We start from the raw sequence: 20,855 nt of genomic DNA, 5'->3' as shown, positions 1-20,855 counted from the left end.
CCGCCCCCAAGCCCCGCCCGCCATGCTGCTCGCTCTTTTTCCTCTCCTCGCTGGCCCGGTCGCGTCTTCTGCACCAGGGGAGCCTTTCCCGCTCGTGACCACGACCGTGAAGACGGACGACGGCCAGTTCTTCGTGCAGGGTCGCCAGGAGTTACCGCGCAACGCCAAGGTCGCGCTCCTGCGAAGGGCGAAGGTCGAGGGCAGCGCCGTGGCGGGGCCGGATGGCGCCCAGGAAGACGCGACGATCGAGGTGTCCGGCACCCTGGAGATCAAGGCGGTGACCGGCGGGAAGGTCGAGCTTCGCAACGTCTGGATCGAGCTGACGCCGGACTGCCGCTCCCTCTACCTGAGCGACGTTCGGTTCATCGGCGGCGGCGGAATTCGCCCGGCGAAGGGAGGGGGCTCCAACGCGGAGGTCTACATGGAGAAGGTGGAGTTCCTCGAAGGAGCCTCGCTTTCCCTGGAGTGCACGGACGGGACCGTCACGGTCAGCTCCGTCCATTCGAAAGCGCCCGTGTCCCTCCTCGGGGTCCCGCGATCCGAGCGCGCCGACAGCAACGCGAGCCTTCGGGTCATCGGCTGCAAGGGCGGACAGCCGGGCGCATGGCGCGGGATGATGGGAGGGCTGACGCTCTCGGGCGCGAAGTCCGCTCTCGTGCAGTTCAGCTACCTGGAAGGAGGTCTCTCACGCTTCGCCGACAACGGCAAGCTCTCCTTCGAGGGGAACAACGTCCGATCGGGGAGCGTCGAGTTCGCCTACTCGACCACGGGGCAGTTCAAGAAGGCGACCGTGTCCGGCTGCGACTTCGGGGCCAAGGAGATCGCGTTCCTGGCGCCACTCGATGGCGGGAAGACCGAGCGAGTCACGATCAAGGACTGCTGGTTCAGCTCCGGCACCGAGCCCGAGGCGATCCTCGCTGGCCAGGTCTACGACTCGACCAGAAACGCGGAGAGTTCCGCGCAGGTCTCGCTCAAGAAGGTCAAGGACGCGCCGGTGGGGCTCGGCGGCAAGGCCGGGCAAGAATGAGACGGGCCGCGTGGCCCTCTACTTGCGGCTCTCCTTGCGGGCGGCGGCTGGCCTCGGACGCTTCGTTGCTTCCACCGCGGCCGCCTGCAACGTGCCGTCACGGAACGCCTTGATCTGCTGCCGGTCCGCGAGGTCGAGGTCGAAGGACTTCCAGTCGCCCGCCGCGTCCATGACGGCCGCGCGCACGAGGCCCTCGAGGCCGTCCGGAAAGTCGCACGTGATGAACTCAGCGAGTTCGTTCATGAAGCCCTCGGCGTCCGCCTGGACGATGCCGCCGACGGCGTCGGAGATCGCCCCCTGAACGACGTCGAGGAGCGGCCATGCGTCTTCTTCTTCGATGCCGTGCAGCAGCTGAACCGCGTGGACCACCTGGACCTTCTCGAGGTAGTCCCCGATCCAGGTCGCCGCCGATTCGGGGCGCATCTCGTCGAGCTCCTCCTGGAACTCCTGGATCGCCTTCGCGCCCAGGGATCCGTTGCTCACGGCGCAGCGCTCGATGTAGGCCACGGGCAGCTTCTTCGCGAGGTTCACGGTGATGGCGGTCCAGCGCCCGTTCTCGTGGGAGTCCACGTGAATGGAGCCGCGCAGGCCAGCGTTCTGGATCGCGCGGGTGAGTTCTTTCTCGGAGACCTTGCCGTCGCGGAGGCCGAAGTGGCGGATGTAGTAAGCCATGTGGGGGTGGATGGGCGTGTGCGGTCAGCGACCTTCCGATGCCGCCGGAAGCCAGGGGCGAACGACGGCTTCGGGGAGGCGAATGACGTCGGGCAGGAAGGCGATCAGCTCTTCGTCCTCGCCCGCGCGGTGGGGGTTGTGGAAGGACCAGGCGAGTTCGCCCGTGGGTGTGACCTCGAAGGCGGAGCCCCGGGTGGATTCGATGACGAGGGTGTTGCCGTTCGGGAGGCGCTGGCAGCTGCCGCCGACGGTGGAGAAAAGGTCCACGTCCGCCACGCGCTCGATGGAGCGGAGAATCTCCCCGGTGGCCGGGTCCACGTCGATCACGCGGCTGCGGCGTCCGAGTCCGCCCGTGGTTCGGCCGAGGTTGTCGAAGAGCATGATGTGGCCGTCGGGGAGGGGGACGGCCTCGTGCTGCTCGCGCCAGTCGCCTCGCAGGAGCCAGCGCGCGGTGGCGGACTCGAAGTCCTCGCTCACTTCGAAGGCGGCGAGCAGGCTCAGTTCGCGCACGGAGACCAGGAACCAGCCTTCCTCGAGTCCGTCGTTCGCGGCGGCGAAGGCGGCGTCGATCCTTCGAACGCTATTCGTGTGCAGGCAGTCGCCGATGTAGTCGATCTTCTCCAGGAGCTCGGGGTTCGCGCGAAGCGCTTCGGCGTTCGCTGCGATCGTCTCCTCTTCCAGCTTCGCGCCCTTCGCGATTCGTTGAAGGATCAGCCCGCGCACGTCCATCGGCCCCTGATAGCAGAGCAGCCCGTCGAGGAGTGACGCGCGGCCCCTGACGGTGCCGTCGGGATCCAGGAACACGAGGCCGTCGTCGGCCAGCGGTCGGTCGGGGTGCAGGGATGGCACCACGCGCGCCTTGCGATCCAGCGCGAAGTAGGAGCCGTCCGCGTCCTGGTGAACGTCGTGGTGAACAGGGCGGTCGCAGGCCCAGAGCAGCTCGGAGTTCGCATCGAGGGCGGCGAGTCCCTGGCCCTCGAAGACCACCAGGACCACTCCATCGGAGAACAGCCTGGCCTTGCGGAAGTACGCGGACTCCTCGGACTTCTCCGGCCAGATCGTGCCGATCGGCCTGTGCCAGCGATGCAGCACCTTCCCGGAGAGGTCCATGAGCAGCGCGTCGGGACCGTGGCCGGAGGAGTAGAAGTTGAGGCCGGGCTCGGCGAGGGCCTCGGAGAACACGCCGACGCCCTCGCCGAGACCGTCCGCAGCCTCCATCCCGGCGGCGTAGCCGATCGACTCCAGGGCGGCAGCACGCGACTGCTGCTCGCCGGTCAGGGAGCTCGCGGGCTCCCGCTCCTCGGCGACCCGATACCAGTGACCCCTCGGTACGGAAGGCGCGCCAGCGGAGGCGTCCGGGGCCGGCGCGTCCTCTGCGGCAGGGCGAGAGCCATCACACCCGCTCAGCCACGGTCCAGACGCCAGGACCAGCGCCAGGTACGCGCCCGCCGCCGGATGGAGGGCCGTGAGCGGCCATTGGATTCGAAGACTTCGGCCCATGGAACGTCGTATTGTCCGAGCCAGGCCTCCTCAGGTCCACGACTGGTTGGCTCACTTCCCAGTTACGGACCGGAATCGAGCCGCGACTTCGTGGGTGGGGCGCGTCTCCGGGCTGGAATCCGGTTCCTGTGGCACTCTGGGTCCCATGAGTGCGATTTGTCTTTCGCGTGCGCTGGATCTCGCCGTCCCTTCCTGTCTGGTGAGGCAGTCCGCCATGGCGTCGCCCGTTCCAGGCTCCTTGGCGCGCCTGCGATCACGAATCCTCTCGTGGACTTGAACCGGCGCGGGCGCTCGTTCCGGGGCGCGCAAGGGTGGTGCGAGGGCAGCGTCGTCGATCCTTCGACCGGGGGCGCCCGCCGTATGTGGACTCCGGTGCGGTTCGGCTGGTCGGGCTCTGCGTCGCTGACGGCGGACGATCTCATGCTCTTCGCCGCTGGCCTCCCAGGTCGGGCTGGCGCTGGTCCAGGCGGACACCGCGGGGCTGGTGACCTTCGAGCCCTGAAGGCGCTCCCGCTTGCCCCTGGAACGGGCTCGCTCGATTCCGCAGGATGCGGCCGATGTTCAGCTACAACGGAATCGAGGCCCTGTTCGCCAGGTCGACGCCGCCCCGCGCCGGCTCGACCGAGTGGTACGACGCGTGCGACATGCTCGCGACGGCCGTGAAGGGGCGCCTGCGCGAGCGCTTCCAGCGCGGGTTCCACGTCGAGGTCTACGGCGACGAGGTCGGGCTCATCCTCCGCGTGCGCGGCGACGGTTACGGGGTGAACCCGTGGAGCGTCGATCGCGCCCTCGACAACGGCGCGCCATTGGCCGAGCAGGTGGACGCAGCGGTCGAGGCCGTGGCGGATAGGGTGAACGAGCTGTACGAGGCCCGCCCCCAATCCGCCATCCTGTGACGGTAGCGGTCTATCCGCCTGGAAGCAGGAAACCCGGCGGTACCGAACCCGGCGTTACCGAACCCGAACCAGATCCGCCACGTTTTCGGAGGAGAGTTCTCTCCTCCGAAAACGTGGCGGATCTGGTTCGGGTTCGGTAACGCCGGGTTCGGTACCGCCGGGTTTCCTGCTGCCAGGCGGCTTGATCAGCCCTTGATGGCGATCGTCACCAGTCGGCCCGGGATGTACTTGAACACCTTGAGCTCCTTGCCGCTGATCCAGCCGTCCACGGCTTCGTCCGCGAGCGCCAGCTCCTTGATCGCGGCCTCGTCGATGTCCGCCGCGACCTGAAGCCTCGCCCGCACCTTGCCGTTGATCTGCACCGGCACCTCGATCGAGTCCTCGACCAGCTTCGACGCATCCGCCACCGGGAACGTCGCGTAGGTGATCGACTCCTCGTGCCCGAGCTTCTGCCAGATCTCCTCGGCGAAGTGCGGCGCGTAGGGCGCGAGCAGGAGACAGAACGACTCCATCGCCTCCCTCGGGCGCGCGTCCTTCTTCAGCATCTCGTTGACGAAGATCATCATCTGGGCGATCGCCGTGTTGAAGCGCAGGCCCTCGGTGTCCTCTTCGACCTTCGCGATCGTCTGGTGCAGAAGCCGCGCGATGTCGTCGTCCATCGGCTCATCGGCGATGGTCGAGTGCGGCTCGCCGCTGTCGTCGCAGTAGAGTCGCCACGCTCGGTTCAGGAACCGGCGCACCCCGTCGAGCCCGCTCTGGCTCCAGGGCTTCTCCTGCTCGATCGGTCCCAGGAACATCTCGAACATGCGCAGCGTGTCGGCGCCGTACTCCTTGATCACGTCGAAGGGGTCGACGGTGTTGCCGTAGCGCTTGCCCATCTTGCGGCTATCCTCGCCCAGGATCATGCCCTGGTTGACGAGGCGCTTGAACGGCTCCTCCACCGGCGAAACGCCGATGTCGAACAGGAACTTCGTCCAGAAGCGCGAGTAGAGCAGGTGTCCGACCGCGTGCTCCGCGCCGCCGACGTACAGATCGACGGGCAGCCACGCCTTCGCCTTCTCCGGATCGCAGAGCGCGTCCTGGTTGCGCGGATCTATGAAGCGGAAGAAGTACCACGAGCTGCCGGCGCTGCCCGGCATCGTGTCCGCCTCGCGCTGCGCTGGCTTGCCAGGCTGCCCGGGGACGGTCGTCTTCATCCAGTCCTTGATGCGGCTGAGGGGAGCCTCGCCCGTCTCGGAGGGCGTGTAGTCGGCCGTGTCCGGCAGGTTCAGCGGTAGCTCGTCGAACGGCAGCGGATGGACCTCGCCGTCCTCGGCGATCACGACGGGGATCGGCTCGCCCCAGTAGCGCTGACGCGCGAAGATCCAGTCCCGCATGCGGTAGCGCACGATCTTCTTGCCGAGGCCGTTCGCCTCCAGCCACTCGCACATCTTCGTGATCGCGGCTTCCTTGCCGAGGCCGTTCAGGTCGATGCCCTTGGCCTCGGAGCTGGAGTTGACGTGCGGCCCATCGCCCGAGTAGGCGGCCTCGGTCACGTCACCGCCTGCGACGACCTCGATGATCGGCAGGTCGAACTTGGTCGCGAACATCCAGTCGCGCTCGTCGTGGCCGGGCACGCACATGATCGCGCCGGTGCCGTAGCCCATCAGAACGTAGTCGGCGACCCAGATCGGCACCTCTTCCCCCGTGGCCGGGTTGACGGCGAAGGCACCGGTGAAGACGCCCGTCTTGCCCGCGTCGTTGCCGGTACGCGCGATCTCCGACTTCGCGGCTGCCGCCGCGAGGTACTCGTCGACCGCCGCGCGCTGCTCGTCGGTGGTGATCTCTTTCACGAGGTCATGCTCGGGCGCGAGCACGCAGAACGTGGCGCCGAACATCGTGTCCGGTCGCGTCGTGAACACCTCGATCGCGGCGTCGTGGCCCTTGATGGCGAAGGTCGCGTCTGCGCCTTCGGAGCGCCCGATGCGGTCGCGCTGCATCGCCTTGATCGACTCGGGGAATTCGACCTCGTCGAGCCCGTCGAGCAGCCGGTCCGCGTACTTCGTGATGCGCAGCATCCACTGCTTCATCGGCTTGCGCTCGACGGGGTGTCCGCCGCGCTCCGACTTGCCGTCGATGACCTCGTCGTTGGCGAGCACCGTGCCCAGGGCCGGGCACCAGTTCACGAGCGCCTCGGACTGGTAGGCGAGGTCGTGCTCGAGCAGCTTCAGGAAGATCCACTGGGTCCAGCGGTAGAACTCGGGGTCGAACGTGCCGACCTCGCGCTCCCAGTCGTAGGAGAACCCGATGGCCTTCAGCTGCGCGCGGAAGTTGTCGAGGTTCGCCTGGGTCGAGATGCGCGGGTGCACGTTCTGGCTGATCGCGTACTGTTCGGCGGGCAGGCCGAAGGCGTCCCAGCCCATCGGGTGCAGGACCTCGAAGCCCTTCATCCGCTTGTGGCGCGCCACGATATCGCTGGCCGTGTAGCCCTCGACGTGGCCGACGTGTAGCCCTGCGCCCGAGGGGTACGGGAACATGTCGAGCACGTAGTACGTGGGCTTCGAGGTACCGGAGGAGGTACCGGCGGACGTATCCGTGCGGAAGGTGGCGTTCTGCTCCCAGAAGGCTTGCCACCGGGGCTCGATTTGGGCGGGATCGTAGGTCATGGCGCTTTTTCTGCTCCGGCGAACGGCCGAATGCGCCAGGAGTCTATCAGCGCTCGACTTCGGGTAGCGGAGCCGCCAGGTCACTTTCGGCCGCCAGGACGCCGAAGGCGGGCCATCCGGGGCTGGCCGCCAGCTCCTGAAGCAGCGCGTTCCCTGCTTCCCCGTCGCCGCGGGCGATCATCCAGCGCGCGAGCCCGTAGTTCAGCGCCGCGTCGCGGTCGGTCCTCGCGAGCAGATCTTCCAGCTGGATCTCGCCTCGATAGAGCGCGATGAGGTCGGCGTAGCCGAAGTTCTCCAGCACGTCCGGTCTTGCGGGGAGCCGGCGCACCGCCGCGTTCGCCGCCAGCTCGTTGCCGAGGCGCATCCAGCTCATGTAGGCCCAGTGGGTCGCCGCGACCCGCTCGTCGTCGGTCCGGGCCCACTGGCGAGCGCAGTTCTCCCAAAGCCTGGCCGCCTTCTCGTACTCGCCCTTCAGGTAGTAGCCCAGCGCGAGGTGGTAGTCGATGTTCCCGTGGGTGGTGCTCCGCGGCTCCCACTCGGGCCCGGGGGACCCGTCGGGCTCGAGCCGATTGGGCGCGTCCTTGGCCAGCTCGCGAGCTTCCTCCAAAACGGTGATGGCGGCGTCGACCTCGCGGATCGTGAGCAGTCGATGGCCCATGTGCCTGCGCAGCCGGTAGCTCTCGGGGTAGGTCCCGATGGCGCTCGCGAACCAGCTGATCGCCTCCTGGAAGCGGCCCATGTAGGCCAGCCGGCGGCCCATCCAGATCGCCCGCATCTCCGACGGATCGCATTGCCAGGCCAGGTGCGCCGCGTCCGCTTCCGCCTCCATCCACCGGGCTGCGATGCCGTCAGGGCCGATGGTGGGGAGGGGCTGGCCCGTCAACGAGGTTGCGGCGGGCGGCGGCGGCGGGGAGGAGCAGGCGGCGAGGAGAAGCGCGCAGGCTGCGCCGAACGGGCGGATCTGGCTGAAGGAAATCACGCCCGCTTTATATCCGGAGGCTGCGGGGGAAATCGGTTCGCCAGCGGAAACTATGGACGCCGCCGGGTCTTGGGGCCTCACTTCACGGGAACTCCCCGGGGGGGTGAGGGGAGGTGAGGGGCGGGGCTCGGAGCCGGCTTCACCGGTGTCCTGGTGCCCCACGAAAGGTCTTGGCAGAAACTCGATGGTGGCGTGATGGGCTGGAGGCTCGCGCGACGAGCTGAGCCTTCAGGGAGCCTCCGTCCCTCCACCGTGGCTCAGGCAAGGCCCGCCCGCTCCTCCTTCTCTGCTCCGACCTTCCGCCCTGCTCGGGCACCCCCCATGCTGCGAAAAGCACTGCTTGCTCTTTTTCTGGCGGCCCTCTCTGGATGCGCCCAGGATTCGGATGGAGACGGCCTCTCGAACTCACGGGAACTCGAATTAGGCACGGACCCCAACATCGCGGACACGGACGGCGATGGCATCGACGACGGCACCGAGGTCGCGGACAACACCGGATCGGGGTCGAGCTATCTTCTCTTCCATCCGCTCATCGCCGATCTTCCCGTCGCTGCCGTACGGGTCACGTCCCGACCGAAGATCTCGCTGAATACCACGCTCGGCGTCTCGGAGGAGTTCTCGAAGGCACTCGAGAGGGCAGAGGAGGTTTCGTCGGAGCGGCGGTTCGTGGAAGGCGGCTCGGTGGCGCGCGCCGTCGAGAGTTCATTCTCGTGGAGCGCATCAGGAACCGTCAGTGCCAAGGTGAGCCTCGTCGATCCGAGCGTCGAAGCGAGCATGACCTTCGGTGTCGAAAACACCGACACCACCTCCACCGAGACCACCTCCAACTGGTCCGAAGAACAATCCCATGCCAAGTCAATGGCGCTCAGTCAGATCGAGTCGAGCACCCGCAGTCAGTCGACGATGACGGATGCTGGCAAGGTGCTCGTGTCCGCGCGACTGGAGAACCGCGGGAAGATCACCTGGACGCTCAAGGACCTCAGGCTCGCGGCGTACGTGCTCGATCCGCGCACAGGCGAAGTCGCCTTCCCGTTTCCGGATCTGATACGAAGCGGCGGGACCTCCGATGGCGATTCCATCAAGCCGGGTGAGAGGACGAAGCACCCCTTCACCTTCGAAGCGACCTTGACGCTGGAGCAGGTGAAGGAGCTGCTGAGGAACCAAGGCGGACTTGTCATCGCGGCGAGCCATCTGGAGCTCCTCGGCGAGGATGGCGTCGCTTTCGCCCATGACATGACCTGGGTCGGGCAGCGGACCGCGAGCGTTGTGATCGACTACGGCCCCCTGTCAGGCAAGGGGCTCGATCAAGAGGGTGTGGCTGAACATCGAGTCGCGATTCCTGGTCAGTACCCCGAGGGCATCAGCGCGAGGAAGATTCTTGAAGAGACGCTGCGCCTTCCGATCGTCGAGGGCTCTTTCCAGATCGAGAAGCCCGGGCTGGACCGCGCCATGGCCCCATGCGAGGGACTGGTTTCGGTAGACGGCTACGGAGCTGAGCAGCGACCGAACGGGTACTGGGTCGTCATGCACGGACGCCAGCGGGACGGAGGACACTCCCATGAAGTCGTCGCGTACCACCCCCTCGAGCGGGCTTTCGAGCTGGACGATATTCTCGTCCAGCGCCGAGAGTCGCTGCACCTGATCTACGTGGTCGATACCGATGGTGACGGACTGGGCGATCGCGACGAATTCCGCCTGGGAACGGACGAGAGCCACCCTGACACCGACGGCGACGGGTTGCTCGATGGCCCCGAAGTCCAGGGCTGGGAGACCAGCGACGGAACTCGGGTCGCCTCGAACCCACGCCTCAAGGACGGGGACTTCGACGGTATCGGCGACCTTGAGGAATTCCATGCGGGGACCGACCCCAATCGGCTTCATTTCCAGGGTACGCCTTCGTCCGTCATGATCGGTCCCATTCGATTCTCCAAAGGCTCAGGAGGGAAAGACGTGGTTCAATTCGAGCTGCGTGTCGACGATCCGGATCCTTCCGACAAGACGTTCAGCGCGACAGCGCAGGCCGAGCCACACCTTTGGAAGTACCTTTCTGACCTGGAGGTCGGCGTCAGCCACACCGTGACCTTGACGAGTCGACAGGGAAAGGCGATTCCGGCCAGTGGAAGTCCGGTGGAGCTCGTGGTCAACGTGGGCTGCTCCGATTCGCAAGCTGCGTTCCTGGCGATGCTGGAGATCTTGAACGAACCATCGGTGGCCACGGAGTGGAGCCGCTGGTCCTCTCGATTCAGTACGGAGCCTTCCTTGGCGCAACAGGTGGAGAGCATCAAGCCCTTCGCGATGACCATCGTAGATACCAGGCCTGATCTCTACTATCAGGTCAGGAAGTGGGAGCACTTCGACAAGACCGCTCGCAAGGAGTTCCTCTGGCCCTGACCGCGAAGGCCAGCGTCGCCGTGGCGACCCGGTTCCTGTAGAGAGGGCCGTGAAACCGGGCAGAGGTAGCGCAGCCGGGCGCCACCGCCTACCGCGGCCCGCTCCCTTCAAGGAGTCGAAGCTCAGGCAAATTCGCGACAATTCCGTTGCGTTGCCGCCCCGCCTGCATGAATATGCATTGAAAGATCGCTATTTATGCAGACCGAGACCCTGATCCAGAAGCGCCGCGCCCTCATCGTTCAGCTCATTGCTGACGGGCACGGAACGAGCCAGCAGTCACTGGTGGAGGCCCTCGCAGAGCACGGCGTCTCCGTGACCCAGGCGACCCTTTCCCGGGACCTGCGCGAGCTAGACGCCCGAAAGAGCGTCCACGGCTACATCGTGCCGGGCAGCGCTCCATCGCCGCTCGTGAAAGCGCTGAACCTCTGGCTCAAAAGCGCCACGCCCGCCCAGAACCTCGTGGTTCTCCGGACGCCGCCGGGCGGAGCCTCACCGCTCGCCGTGGCGGTCGATGGGTCGGGCCATTCGAAGATCGTTGGCTCCATCGCAGGCGATGACACCGTGATGGTGATCACGCCCAGCTCCAAGGCCGCGCTCGCGCTGGCGGACGAGTTCAACGTCCACGCTACAGGCCGAGAGGCATCATGACCAGCATCGCCATCGTCGGCGCCACGGGGTACGCCGGCGTCGAGCTCGCGCAGGCCTGCGCGTCCCACGCTCACATCAACTCGATCACGCTCATGTCCGCCCGCGAGGGAGGAGAGCGTGTGCCCGCCGATCCGCGCGCTCAGGCGTTCATCGAGCCCCTGGATCTCGGCGCCCTCGGGAGCGACTTCGACGTCGTGTTCCTCTGTCTGCCCCACGGGCTCGGCCATCAGGTCACGGCGACCGCGCTGCGGGGCAGCGCTCGCGTCATCGATCTCTCCTCGGACTATCGGTTCCGTGACGCCGCTCAGTACGAGCGCGTCTACGGCCATCCGCACCCCGTGCCCGAACTCTGCGACGTGGCGGTCTACGGCCTCACCGAATATGGCCGCGAAGACATCAAGAGCGCGCAGCTGATCGCCAACCCGGGCTGCTATCCGACGGCGTCGCTGCTCGGGCTTCTGCCGCTCGTGAACGCGGGGCTTCTGCGCGCGGGGAGCCGCGTCACGATCGACGCCAAGAGCGGCGTGTCCGGTGCGGGCAAGTCGCCCACGGAGACCACGCTCTATGGCAACGTCAACGAGAGCGTTCGCGCCTACGGCGTCGGCACCCACCGCCACGCGCCGGAGATCGAGTCGCGGATCGACGCCGACCTCGCCTTGACGTTCGTGCCGCACCTCATGCCCATGTTCCGCGGCATGCTGGCGACGATCTACGCCGAGCCCGCGGCCGGCGTCACGCTGGCCCAGGCGCGCGAGGCCATCGCGGACCGCTACGCGAACGAGCCCTTCGTCCACCTCATCGACAGCCAGCCCGCGACCAGCAGCGTCGCGAGGACCAATCACTGCCACGTGGCGATCGCCGAGGCGAACGGCGCCCTCGTCGTCACGTCGGCCATCGACAACCTCGTCAAGGGAGCGGCGGGAGCCGCGCTCCAGAACATGAACGTGATGCTTGGCTTCGACGAACTCGAAGGCCTGCGCACCCCCGACGGAGGTGCCCTTTGAGCGCCGAAAAGCGGCGCCGCGTGGTGCTGAAGATCGGCGGTAGCGTGCTCGATGACCCGGCGACGCGCGTGCGCTTTGCGGCGAACGTCGCGCAGGGCATGACGGAGCTGGACCTGGACGTGGTGATCATCCACGGCGGTGGCGCTCAGCTCACCCGGCACCAGGAGCGCCTCGGTCTGGAGGTCAAGCGCAACGACCGCGGACTTCGGATCACGGATCCCGAGACGGCGCTCGCCGCGGTTCAGGTTCTCGGCGGCGAGGTGAACGCAGCTCTGGTCTCTGCGCTCGCCAAGGCCTCGGTGCGGAGCATCGGACTCACCTGCGCCGATGCGAACCTCGCGTCCGCGCGCGTGCTGGATCCAGCGCTCGGTGCGGTGGGGGAGATCGTCGCGGTCGACGCCTCCGTGCTCGAAGATCTCGCGGCGGCCCGCTTCGTCCCGGTGATCGCCACCGTCGCCCCGGACGAGGCGGACGCGCTCGGCACGAGCTTCCTCAACGTCAACGCCGACGCGGCGGTCGCTCCGATCGCGGGCGCCTGGGGCGCGGACGCGGTGCTGTTCCTCTCGGACGTGGCGTCGGTTCTGGACGGCGATCAGCCGGTCCTGACGCTCGACGCCGCAGGCGCCGCTCGCCTCGAGGCCCGAGGCGTGCTCAAGGGCGGCATGATCCCCAAGGTCGAGGCCGCGCTCAGCGCTGCCGCGGCGCTCCCCGGTACGCTCGTGAAGATCGCGAGCGGCAACGCAACCCAGGCGCTCGTCGCCGCCCTCGGTTCCGGCGCAGGGACCTCCTTCATCGCCCCCAACCCCATCGTCACAGCCTCCGAGGTCGCCCATGGCTCCTGAAACGACGACACCGTCCGTGGATCGGACGATGGGCACCTACCGTCGTGCGCATCCGCTCTTCGTCTCCGGGAAGGGCGCCTGGCTCTTCGACAGCGAAGGGAATCGCTACCTCGACTTCATCAGCGGCATCGGCGCCGCCTGTCTCGGCCACGGCCATCCGGCCCTTGCGAAGGCGCTCGGCGAACAGGCGGCGACCCTCGGCCACATCTCGAACCTCTACCGCAACGCGCCGGGCGAGGCCTTCGCGGCCCGTCTCTGCGAGGCAGCCGGGATGGACGCCGTCTTCTTCTCGAACTCCGGATCCGAGGCCAACGAGGGCGCGCTCAAACTGGCGCGTAAGTATCACCTCGCGAAGGGTGAGCCCGGCCGACAGAGCTTCGTCGCCCTGAAGGGCGGCTTCCACGGGCGCACGTTCGGAAGCCTCTCCGTCACGTCGAAGGCGGCCTACCGGGAGCCTTTCGGCGCCATGCTGGAGGTCGAGTTCGTGGACCCCGGTGACCACGAGGCGCTGGCCGCCGCGCTGGCGAAGCGCCCGGCCGCGCTGATCCTGGAGCCGATCCAGGGCGAGGGTGGCATCCTGGAACTGTGCGACGGGTTCCTGCGGAAGGCGCGCGCGCTCTGCACCGAGACCGGCACCGTGCTGATCCACGACGAGGTCCAGTGCGGCGGCGGCCGTACGGGCACGTTCCTCGCCTCCATGCGCGCCGGCGACGACGCGAAGCCCGACGTGGTGACGCTCGCCAAGCCCATCGGCGCGGGCGTCCCGATCGGCGCGATGCTCGCCCGCGGCGAGATGGCGAAGACGCTTCAGCCCGGCGAGCACGGGTCCACGTTCGGCGGCGGAACGCTCGCGTGCCGCGCGGGGCTCGTGGTGCTCGACGAACTCGAAGCCGGCCTGCAGGACCATGTGATCGAGATCGGCCACGCCTTCGGGAAGGGCCTCGATGACCTCGTCGCTCGCCACGACGTGCTCGCCGTCCGTCGCGGTCGCGGCGTCATCCAGGGCGTCGTCGCTCCCGGTCGGTCCTCCGATATCGTCGACGGCCTGTTCCGCGCTGGCGTCCTCGCCGTCACGGCGGCCCAGGACGTGGTTCGCTTTCTCCCCCCGTACATCTTGACCGCGGATGAACTCGCGGAAGGGATCGAACGATTCGACCGTCTCCTGACCGATTTCTTTTGAGCGCCTCAGCTGTCACCATGGCCAACGCAACCGCCAACTCTCCCAGCACCCACTCCTTGAGCAGCAAGGATCTGGTCTCCATCAGCGATCTCTCGGTCGCAGAACTGCGCCAGGTCCTTCACGTCGCGCAGGAGATCAAGTCCCGTCCCCTCGACTTCTCGAACCTGCTGAGAGGCAAGCGACTCTCGATGGTGTTCGAGAAGGAGTCGCTGCGCACGCGCTTCACGTTCGACATCGGAATGCAGGACCTCGGCGGCAGCGCGACGTTCCTCGACCTGTCGAACCAGCCGCGCATGGGCGCCCGCGAGTCGGTGCGTGACATGGCGATGAACCTGGAGCGCTGGACCCACGGGATCGTGGCCCGAACGTACCGTCACCGCACGGTCGTCGAGCTGGCCCAGTCCGCTTCGATCCCGGTGATCAACGGCCTCTCGGACCTCGTGCATCCCTGCCAGGCGCTCGCCGACACCATGACGCTCATGGAGCGCTGGGGCGACGTTGCCGGACGGCGCATCGCCTTCATCGGCGACGGCAACAACACGTGCCATTCGCTGATGGCGGCCTGCACCAAGCTCGGTGCCAACATGGTCGTCTGCACGCCAGAGGGCTACGAGCCGGACGCCGAGATCGAGCGCGCGGCCGTGGCCTCGGCCGCTGAGACGGGCGGCAGCTACACCCTCGTGAACGACCCGCGCGACGCCGCGAAGGGCGCGCACGCCATCTACACCGACGTCTGGGCCAGCATGGGTCAAGAGGACGAGACGGAGGAGCGCGCCGCCATCTTCAGCGAGTACTCGATCTCCGACGAGATCATGGAGCTGACCGACGACGGCGTCTTCATGCACTGCTTGCCCGCCCACCGCGGACACGAGGTGTCGCGCTCGGTGATCGACGGCCCCCAATCCATTGTTTTCGATATCGCTGAGAACCGCCTGCACGCCCAGAAGGCCGTGCTCGCTCTGCTACTTGCTCCGGGGTTTTCGCTGTGAGCGCCGCCCAAGATTCCAACATGACTGATAACGCTCAGGGTAAGAAGGTCGTCCTCGCCTACTCGGGAGGCCTCGATACCTCCATCATCATCCCGTGGCTCAAGGAGCGCGGCTACGAGGTCCACTGCCTTGCGGGCGACGTGGGGCAGGGCGCCGAGGAACTGGTCGGGCTCGAGGAGAAGGCGGCGGCCACCGGTGCGGCGTCGTGCAAGGTCGCGGACCTGCGCGAGGCGTTCGTCACCGAGATGATCTGGCCGGCGCTGAAGGCCCTCTCGATCTACGAAGGCCGCTACCTGCTCGGGACGAGCCTCGCGCGGCCGATCCTCGCGCGTGCTCAGATGGAGTACGCCAAGGAGGTCGGCGCGACCGTCGTGGCCCACGGCTGCACGGGCAAGGGCAACGATCAGGTACGCTTCGAGCTCGGCTACCGCGCGTTCGATCCCAGCGTCGAGGTCATCGCGCCCTGGCGCACCTGGGACATCGTGAGCCGTGAGGACGCGATCGACTACGCAAACCGCGCGGGGATCCCGATCACGGCGACGAAGGAAAAGATCTACAGTCGCGACCGCAACCTCTGGCACATCAGCCACGAGGGCGGTGCCATCGAGCACGTCACCGAGTTCCCGCCGGACGACGCGTGGACGTGGACGACGGATCCGAAGAAGGCGCCGGACGTGGCGCAGAACGTCAAGGTCGGCTTCGAGGCCGGCGTGCCGGTCAGCGTCGATGGCGTCGCGCTGGGCCCGGTGGCGCTCGTCGAGACGCTCAACGAGTACGGCGCGAAGCACGGCGTCGGTCGCGTCGACATCGTCGAGAACCGCCTCGTGGGCATGAAGTCGCGCGGCCTGTACGAGACGCCGGGTGGCACGATTCTCTTCGAGGGCCTGCGCACACTGCGCAGCCTGACCGTCGAGCGCGACACGCTGGACCTCGCCGAGCGCCTCGCCCCCGAGTACGCTCGCACGGTCTACAATGGCCTCTGGTTCCACCCGAAGCGGGAGGCGCTCGATGCGCTCTTCAGCTCGGTCATGGCGACGTGCAGCGGCGAGGTGACGGTCGAGCTCTACAAGGGCCGCGCGACCGCGCTGGCGGCGTCCAGCAAGCACTCGCTGTACCGCAGCGACCTCGCGTCGTTCACGATGGGCGCGGGCTACGAGCCGAAGGACAGCGAGGGCTTCGTGCGCCTCTTCGGTCTTCCCGGCACCGTCGCGGCTTCGGTGAAGAGGGCGAACGCGTGAGCGACAAGCCCGCGAAACTCTGGGGTGGCCGCTTCGCAGGCGGCCTGCACCCGATCTTCGACGAGCTCAATCGCAGCTTGCCGTTCGATCGCAGGCTGGTGTTCCAGGACATCGACGGGAGCGTCGCCTGGGCGAACGGACTCGCGCAGGCGGGCGTGCTCAACGCGGACGAGGCGGCAAAACTCGTGAGTACGCTCGGGGAGATCCGGGCGGAGCTCGAGAAGGACCCATCGCCGATCGACGCCTCGCGCGCCGAGGACGTGCACTCGTTCATCGAGGAGACGCTCGTCGCTCGGGTGGGGGACCTCGGCAAGAAGCTCCACACGGGTCGCTCGCGCAACGATCAGGTCGCGACGGATCTGAAGCTCTACCTGCGCGGCTGGTTGACGGACGTCCAGGGTGAGTTCCAGGCGCTCCAGCTTTCGCTGGTCGAGCTGGCCAGCGCGCACGCGGACGCGGCGCTGCCGGGCTACACGCACCTGCAGCGTGCGCAGCCGGTCACGTTCGGGCACCAGTGCCTCGCCTACGTGGAGATGCTGGCGAGGGACGCGGAGCGCCTGCGCGACGCGGCGGGTCGCATGGACGCGTGCCCGCTCGGCTCGGGCGCGCTGGCGGGAACGGCGTATCCGGTGGACCGCGACGGGCTCAGCCGAGCCCTCGGGTTCGCACGTACGACGCACAACAGCCTCGATGCGGTGAGCGATCGCGATCACGTGCTGGAGATCATCTTCGGCTGCCTGACCGCGATGCTGCACCTCTCGCGGCTGGCGGAGGACTGGATCTTCCTGGCGAGCCAGGAGTCGGCGGTCCTGCGCTTCGGCGATACGGTTTCGACGGGCTCGAGCCTGATGCCGCAGAAGCGCAACCCTGACGCGCTGGAGCTCCTGCGCGGCAAGGTGGGACGCGTCCACGGCGCGCTGACGACTCTCGTGACGACGACGAAGGGTCTGCCGCTCGCGTACGACAAGGATCTGCAGGAAGACAAGGAGGCGCTGTTCGATGCGCTCGATACGACGACCGCGTGCCTGCGGGTGGCGAAGCTCGTCGCCGAGGACGTGGTCTTCGACCGCACGCGTGCGCTCGCTGCGACCCGGGTCGGTTATCTGGACGCGACCGACCTCGCCGACCTGATGGTGGGGCGCGGCGTGCCGTTCCGTGAAGCCCACGACCGGGTGGGGCAGGCGGTGAACGCAGCGATCGAAGAGGGCGTCGAACTGGGCGAGCTTTCGGCCGCGGCGCGCGCGGCGGTGATGCCCGAACTGGAAGGGGTCGACCTCGCCGCGGAACTCACGACGGAAGCCATGCTGTCGCGGCGCGATGTGATCGGGGGGACCGCGGTGGAACGCGTTCGCGACGAGGTCGCGGCCTGGAAGAAGCGGCTCTCTTCGCCGGCCTGACGGGGCAGCCATGACGGAATCCGCCCCCACGATCGAGTTGAAACGCGCCACGATCGCCCACGTCGAGCCGATCATGGACCTCGTCAACGGCCTCGCCGCGAAGGGCGTGATGCTTCCTCGCTCGCCTGCGTCGATCGTCGAGAAACTGCGCGACTTCGTCGTCGCCTACGTCGACGGCGAGTTCGCGGGCTGCGGCGCCCTCGCGGTGATCTGGACGGACATCGCGGAGGTTCGCTCGATCGCGGTCGATCCGAAGTTCCAGAAGCTCGGTCTTGGCCGCGACATTGCGCTTCGCCTCATCGACGACGCCCGGGACCTCGGGATCGCGCGCGTGATGGCGTTCACTTACGTGCTGGGCTTCTTCGAGAAGCTGGGCTTCGAGGTGGTGCCCCACGAGTCCCTGCCGCACAAGGTCTTTACGGACTGCCTCAACTGTCCGAAGTTCCACAAGTGCGACGAGATCGCCGTCGTCAAGGTCCTGAAGGTCTCGACGGAGGCTCCCAGGCTCTCCAACGTGGCCCTTCCGACGCCGGGTCAGCCCTTTCGGATCAGCTGACGCGCCCTCACGTGCCGTAGAATCCCGGCCATGAAGAGCATCGCGCAAGAGCTGTCCGACTGGATCGACATCGAGTCGATCACCGGAAACGAGGGCGCCTACGGGGCGGCCCTCGGCCGCGCCTTGACGAGCGAGGGCTTCAGCGTCGAGTACCAGGAGGTGGCTCCGGGCCGAAGCAATCTGCTCGGGCGTGCGGATAGGCCCGAGGTCGTGTTCTGCACCCACCTCGATACGGTGCCGCCCTTCATTCCGCCGCGCATCGAGCGCGGAACGGTTTGGGGGCGCGGCGCCTGCGATGCCAAGGGGCAGGCGCTCGCGATGCTGCTCGCCGCAAAGCGACTCGTGGCGGAGGGTGAGCGCCGCGTCGGCTTCCTGTTCACGGTGGGTGAGGAGATCGACAGCGCGGGCGCGGCCTTCGCGGACGCGCGACTCGCGGCGGACCCTTCGCTGCGGGACGAGTGGAGCCCGCGCTTCACGATCGTGGGCGAGCCGACGGGCAATGTCTTCGTGAGCGGCCACAAGGGCATCTTCCTCGGCGAACTCGTGGGCAGCGGCGTCGCGGGCCATTCGTCGAATCCCCTCGGACCCTCGGCGATCCACGAGCTCGTCGGCTGCTGCGCCAAGCTCACCCAGGCGGACTGGGGCGAGGACGCTGACCTCGGGCGCGGCTCGATCAACGTGGGCACGTTCCATGGAGGCCACGCGCCGAACGTGGTCGCGCCGGAAGCCCGCGCCCAGGTCCTCGTCCGCGCCGTGGAGGACCCGGGCGTGGTTCGCGCACGGATCGAGGCGGCGCTGGGCCCGCACGTGAAGCTCGTGGAGGCACGCCAGCAGAGCGGCCCGGTCCGATTCCACGTTCCCGAGGGCGAGCCGTCGTTTTCGGTGGCGTTCGGAACGGACGCGCCGCACCTTTCACGCTGGGGCCAGCCCCTGCTGATGGGGCCGGGCTCCATCGACCTCGCGCACACGAAGGACGAGCGCATCGAGGTGGCGGAGATCGAGGCCGCGGTGACGCGCTACTGCGAGACGGTGCGGCGCTTGCTCGACTGAGCTTTGATTGCCCAGTTCAGAGGACATGCGTTCAGCGGACACGCGTTCAAAGGAACGGGGCAAGGATTCTCGCGGCGTTCTCGATGAGCCGCTGCCGTACGCCCGGGTCCCTGGCCTCGAAGCGATGGGACTGCTCCAGGTCTTGCTCGAAAAGAGCCGCGAGGTCGGCCGTGACACCCTCGTCGAAGATCGCCAGCATCAGCTCGAAGTTCAGGCGAAAGCTCCGGTTGTCCATGTTGGCGGTTCCGACGAGAGCGAGCCCATCGTCGACGACCATCGTCTTCGAATGATTCATCACCGGGTCGTAGCGCCAGACGCGTGCGCCGCGCTCCGCGATCTCCCGCGTGAACGTCTCGGCGGCCGCTTCGACGACCTTGCTGTCTCCCTCGGCCGGAAGCAGAAGCCTCACGTCCACGCCGCGCGACGCTGCGCACGTGAGAGCCGTCAAGATCGAATCATCCGGCACGAAGTAGGGAGTCGTGATCCAGACGCGCTTCCTGGCGAGCGTGATCGCCGTGAACATCAGCATGTGGATATCGTGGGAGGATTCGTCCGGTCCCGAATCCACGACCTGGACCCAAGGGCCTTGCCCTTCCTCGAACTCGGGGAACCAGTCCTCGACGCCTTCTGGGAGCGAAGGGCCGCCGCCTTCGCCCGCCAGTTCTCCCGGTCCCTTCGGACGGCGGGCGCTGGCCTTGACAGGAAGCCCGTAGAGCCAGTCGTCGAGGAAGATCGTCTGAAGGTCCAGGGAGGGTGCGCCCTCCAGTCGAACGTGGGTGTCACGCCAGGGCCTGCCGCCGTGGGCCGTGTCCTCGTCGTTCACGTTGATGCCACCTGTGAAGGCAATCGTGCCATCGATGACCGCGATCTTTTTGTGAGTCCTGAAGTTCGTCTTGCCAGGCTGCGGCTTGAGCGGATGGGGCGGGTTGAACTTCCGGACCTCGGCGCCCGCATCGATCATCGGGTTCCAGAAGTCGCCCGCGCAGTTCTTCGCGCCCAAGGTGTCGACGACGAGCCGCACTTCGATCCCATCCCTCGCGCGCTGGGCGAGAAGGTCCCGGAAATGGGTGCCGATCTTGTCGGGCTGCCAGATGTAGTACTGGAGGTTGATGGTCTTACGCGCCTCGCGAAAGGCCCTTTCGATCTCGGGATACGCTTCTTCGCCATCCCGATAGATCGCGAACGAGCTGGCTCGTCGAGGTTCCGGGTCCACATCGCCCAGGGCTCTCGAGACCCGGGCGACGTCGGCGAACGTGGTCGCGGCCAGAAATTCCTCAGGGAGCGCCTCGGCGGGTCGCGGCGCGACCGTCGCGGACAGGCGACGAGCGCGCTGGCGAAGGCCGCTCTGGGAGTCGAGTCGTCTGGGACCGAACAGGAAATAGACGAGCCCGGAGACGATCGGCAAAGCCCAGAAGGCGAAGATCCAGGCGAGCGTGGTCGCGGGCCTGCGACGCCGCAGGAGGAGAAATAGGGTGCTCCCGATGATCCACGCTACGAACAGCGCGGTCCAGACGTAGTCGGGAGCGAAATGGAGGCGACTGGTGAGGGCGTCGTAGAGCATCGATGGGGGGCGAGTACGGGCGAGGACGCCACTGGAAGCCTCACGTTGTAGCGCCCTCACCTTTCGTCGAGATGAAGGAGTGAGCGCTCCGTTGAACGGCTTCTCTTTCCGACCTGGGAGGGTCGGGGTAGCGGAGGCAGCACGATCCCCCAGGATCGGGAGCATGTCGACGTGGATGGCGTGGTCGAAGAGAGCCGCCACTTCGAGATGGCCAGGGCGAACCCCGCCATTCAGCTCACCGAGAGCTCGCTTTGGTTCCGTCAGGTGGCGTAGTTCTCCG

The 20,855-nt window shown here is 67.3% G+C and carries 16 protein-coding genes and 1 pseudogene; 12 read left to right on the top strand and 5 right to left on the bottom strand.

Features of this window, described 5'->3' with window-relative positions; genetic code table 11:
• Nucleotides 1-22 precede the first annotated feature (22 nt).
• On the top strand, nucleotides 23-1,027 hold the full coding sequence (locus tag Poly30_RS23435; protein WP_145203257.1) for a hypothetical protein: 1,005 nt from the start codon (nucleotides 23-25) through the stop codon (nucleotides 1,025-1,027).
• A gap of 18 nt (nucleotides 1,028-1,045) precedes the next feature.
• Here the strand turns inward: Poly30_RS23435 and Poly30_RS23430 are convergent, their stop codons facing one another.
• Both Poly30_RS23430 and Poly30_RS23425 read right to left on the bottom strand, forming a co-directional pair.
• Nucleotides 1,046-1,699 carry a hypothetical protein gene (locus Poly30_RS23430; RefSeq protein ID WP_145203254.1) on the bottom strand — a complete coding sequence of 218 codons (654 nt, stop codon included), beginning with the start codon at nucleotides 1,697-1,699 and terminating at the stop codon, nucleotides 1,046-1,048.
• Between the two features lie 24 nt (nucleotides 1,700-1,723).
• Complete coding sequence (locus Poly30_RS23425; protein WP_145203252.1) at nucleotides 1,724-3,199, bottom strand: arylsulfotransferase family protein; 1,476 nt, start codon at nucleotides 3,197-3,199, stop codon at nucleotides 1,724-1,726.
• Nucleotides 3,200-3,756: 557 nt separating this feature from the next.
• Between Poly30_RS23425 and Poly30_RS23420 the strand changes: the two genes are divergently transcribed.
• Entirely contained in the window at nucleotides 3,757-4,095 is a 339-nt protein-coding gene (locus Poly30_RS23420; protein ID WP_145203249.1) for a hypothetical protein, read from the top strand.
• A gap of 185 nt (nucleotides 4,096-4,280) precedes the next feature.
• On the opposite strand, the gene leuS is transcribed toward Poly30_RS23420, so the two are convergent.
• Together leuS and Poly30_RS23410 are read right to left on the bottom strand one after the other, a co-directional pair.
• The gene (leuS, locus tag Poly30_RS23415) at nucleotides 4,281-6,740 is read right to left on the bottom strand and encodes a leucine--tRNA ligase (RefSeq protein WP_145203245.1); all 2,460 of its coding nucleotides are present in this window, start codon (nucleotides 6,738-6,740) and stop codon (nucleotides 4,281-4,283) included.
• A gap of 46 nt (nucleotides 6,741-6,786) precedes the next feature.
• Entirely contained in the window at nucleotides 6,787-7,719 is a 933-nt protein-coding gene (locus Poly30_RS23410; protein WP_145203241.1) for a tetratricopeptide repeat protein, read from the bottom strand.
• Nucleotides 7,720-8,097: 378 nt separating this feature from the next.
• On the opposite strand from Poly30_RS23410, the pseudogene Poly30_RS23405 reads away from it, so the two are divergent.
• The 10 genes and pseudogenes from Poly30_RS23405 to Poly30_RS23360 form a co-directional block, all read left to right on the top strand.
• A pseudogene (locus Poly30_RS23405) lies at nucleotides 8,098-10,110 on the top strand (thrombospondin type 3 repeat-containing protein); the annotation flags it as partial.
• Between the two features lie 195 nt (nucleotides 10,111-10,305).
• Nucleotides 10,306-10,758, top strand: a complete 453-nt coding sequence (locus Poly30_RS23400; protein WP_145203237.1) for an arginine repressor — start codon at nucleotides 10,306-10,308, stop codon at nucleotides 10,756-10,758.
• Entirely contained in the window at nucleotides 10,755-11,762 is a 1,008-nt protein-coding gene (gene argC / locus Poly30_RS23395) for an N-acetyl-gamma-glutamyl-phosphate reductase (protein ID WP_145203235.1), read from the top strand. The genes Poly30_RS23400 and argC overlap by 4 nt, the downstream gene beginning before the upstream one ends.
• Nucleotides 11,759-12,604 (top strand): acetylglutamate kinase, encoded by an 846-nt coding sequence (argB, locus tag Poly30_RS23390; protein WP_145203233.1) that lies wholly within the window; start codon nucleotides 11,759-11,761, stop codon nucleotides 12,602-12,604. The genes argC and argB overlap by 4 nt, the downstream gene beginning before the upstream one ends.
• Nucleotides 12,594-13,784 (top strand): aspartate aminotransferase family protein, encoded by a 1,191-nt coding sequence (locus Poly30_RS23385; protein WP_145203231.1) that lies wholly within the window; start codon nucleotides 12,594-12,596, stop codon nucleotides 13,782-13,784. The genes argB and Poly30_RS23385 overlap by 11 nt, the downstream gene beginning before the upstream one ends.
• Before the next feature lie 17 nt (nucleotides 13,785-13,801).
• Nucleotides 13,802-14,773 carry an ornithine carbamoyltransferase gene (gene argF / locus Poly30_RS23380; protein WP_145203229.1) on the top strand — a complete coding sequence of 324 codons (972 nt, stop codon included), beginning with the start codon at nucleotides 13,802-13,804 and terminating at the stop codon, nucleotides 14,771-14,773.
• 20 nt (nucleotides 14,774-14,793) lie between these two features.
• Nucleotides 14,794-16,011 (top strand): argininosuccinate synthase, encoded by a 1,218-nt coding sequence (locus tag Poly30_RS23375; protein WP_145203227.1) that lies wholly within the window; start codon nucleotides 14,794-14,796, stop codon nucleotides 16,009-16,011.
• Nucleotides 16,008-17,408 (top strand): argininosuccinate lyase, encoded by a 1,401-nt coding sequence (gene argH, locus Poly30_RS23370; RefSeq protein ID WP_145203225.1) that lies wholly within the window; start codon nucleotides 16,008-16,010, stop codon nucleotides 17,406-17,408. The genes Poly30_RS23375 and argH overlap by 4 nt, the downstream gene beginning before the upstream one ends.
• 10 nt (nucleotides 17,409-17,418) lie before the next feature.
• Nucleotides 17,419-17,964, top strand: a complete 546-nt coding sequence (locus Poly30_RS23365) for an N-acetyltransferase (protein ID WP_145203223.1) — start codon at nucleotides 17,419-17,421, stop codon at nucleotides 17,962-17,964.
• A 30-nt stretch (nucleotides 17,965-17,994) separates the two neighbouring features.
• Complete coding sequence (locus tag Poly30_RS23360; protein WP_145203221.1) at nucleotides 17,995-19,014, top strand: M20/M25/M40 family metallo-hydrolase; 1,020 nt, start codon at nucleotides 17,995-17,997, stop codon at nucleotides 19,012-19,014.
• A 46-nt stretch (nucleotides 19,015-19,060) separates the two neighbouring features.
• On the opposite strand, the gene Poly30_RS23355 is transcribed toward Poly30_RS23360, so the two are convergent.
• A complete protein-coding gene (locus Poly30_RS23355; protein WP_419190557.1) occupies nucleotides 19,061-20,575 on the bottom strand; it encodes a phospholipase D-like domain-containing protein in 1,515 nt (504 codons plus the stop codon).
• Nucleotides 20,576-20,855: the final 280 nt, after the last annotated feature.

Origin of the sequence: Saltatorellus ferox, from assembly GCA_007751475.1 — a bacterium.
GTDB lineage: Bacteria > Planctomycetota > UBA1135 > UBA1135.
Note: the sequence above shows the minus strand (reverse complement) of the source record. Positions and strands in the feature narration are given on the sequence as shown.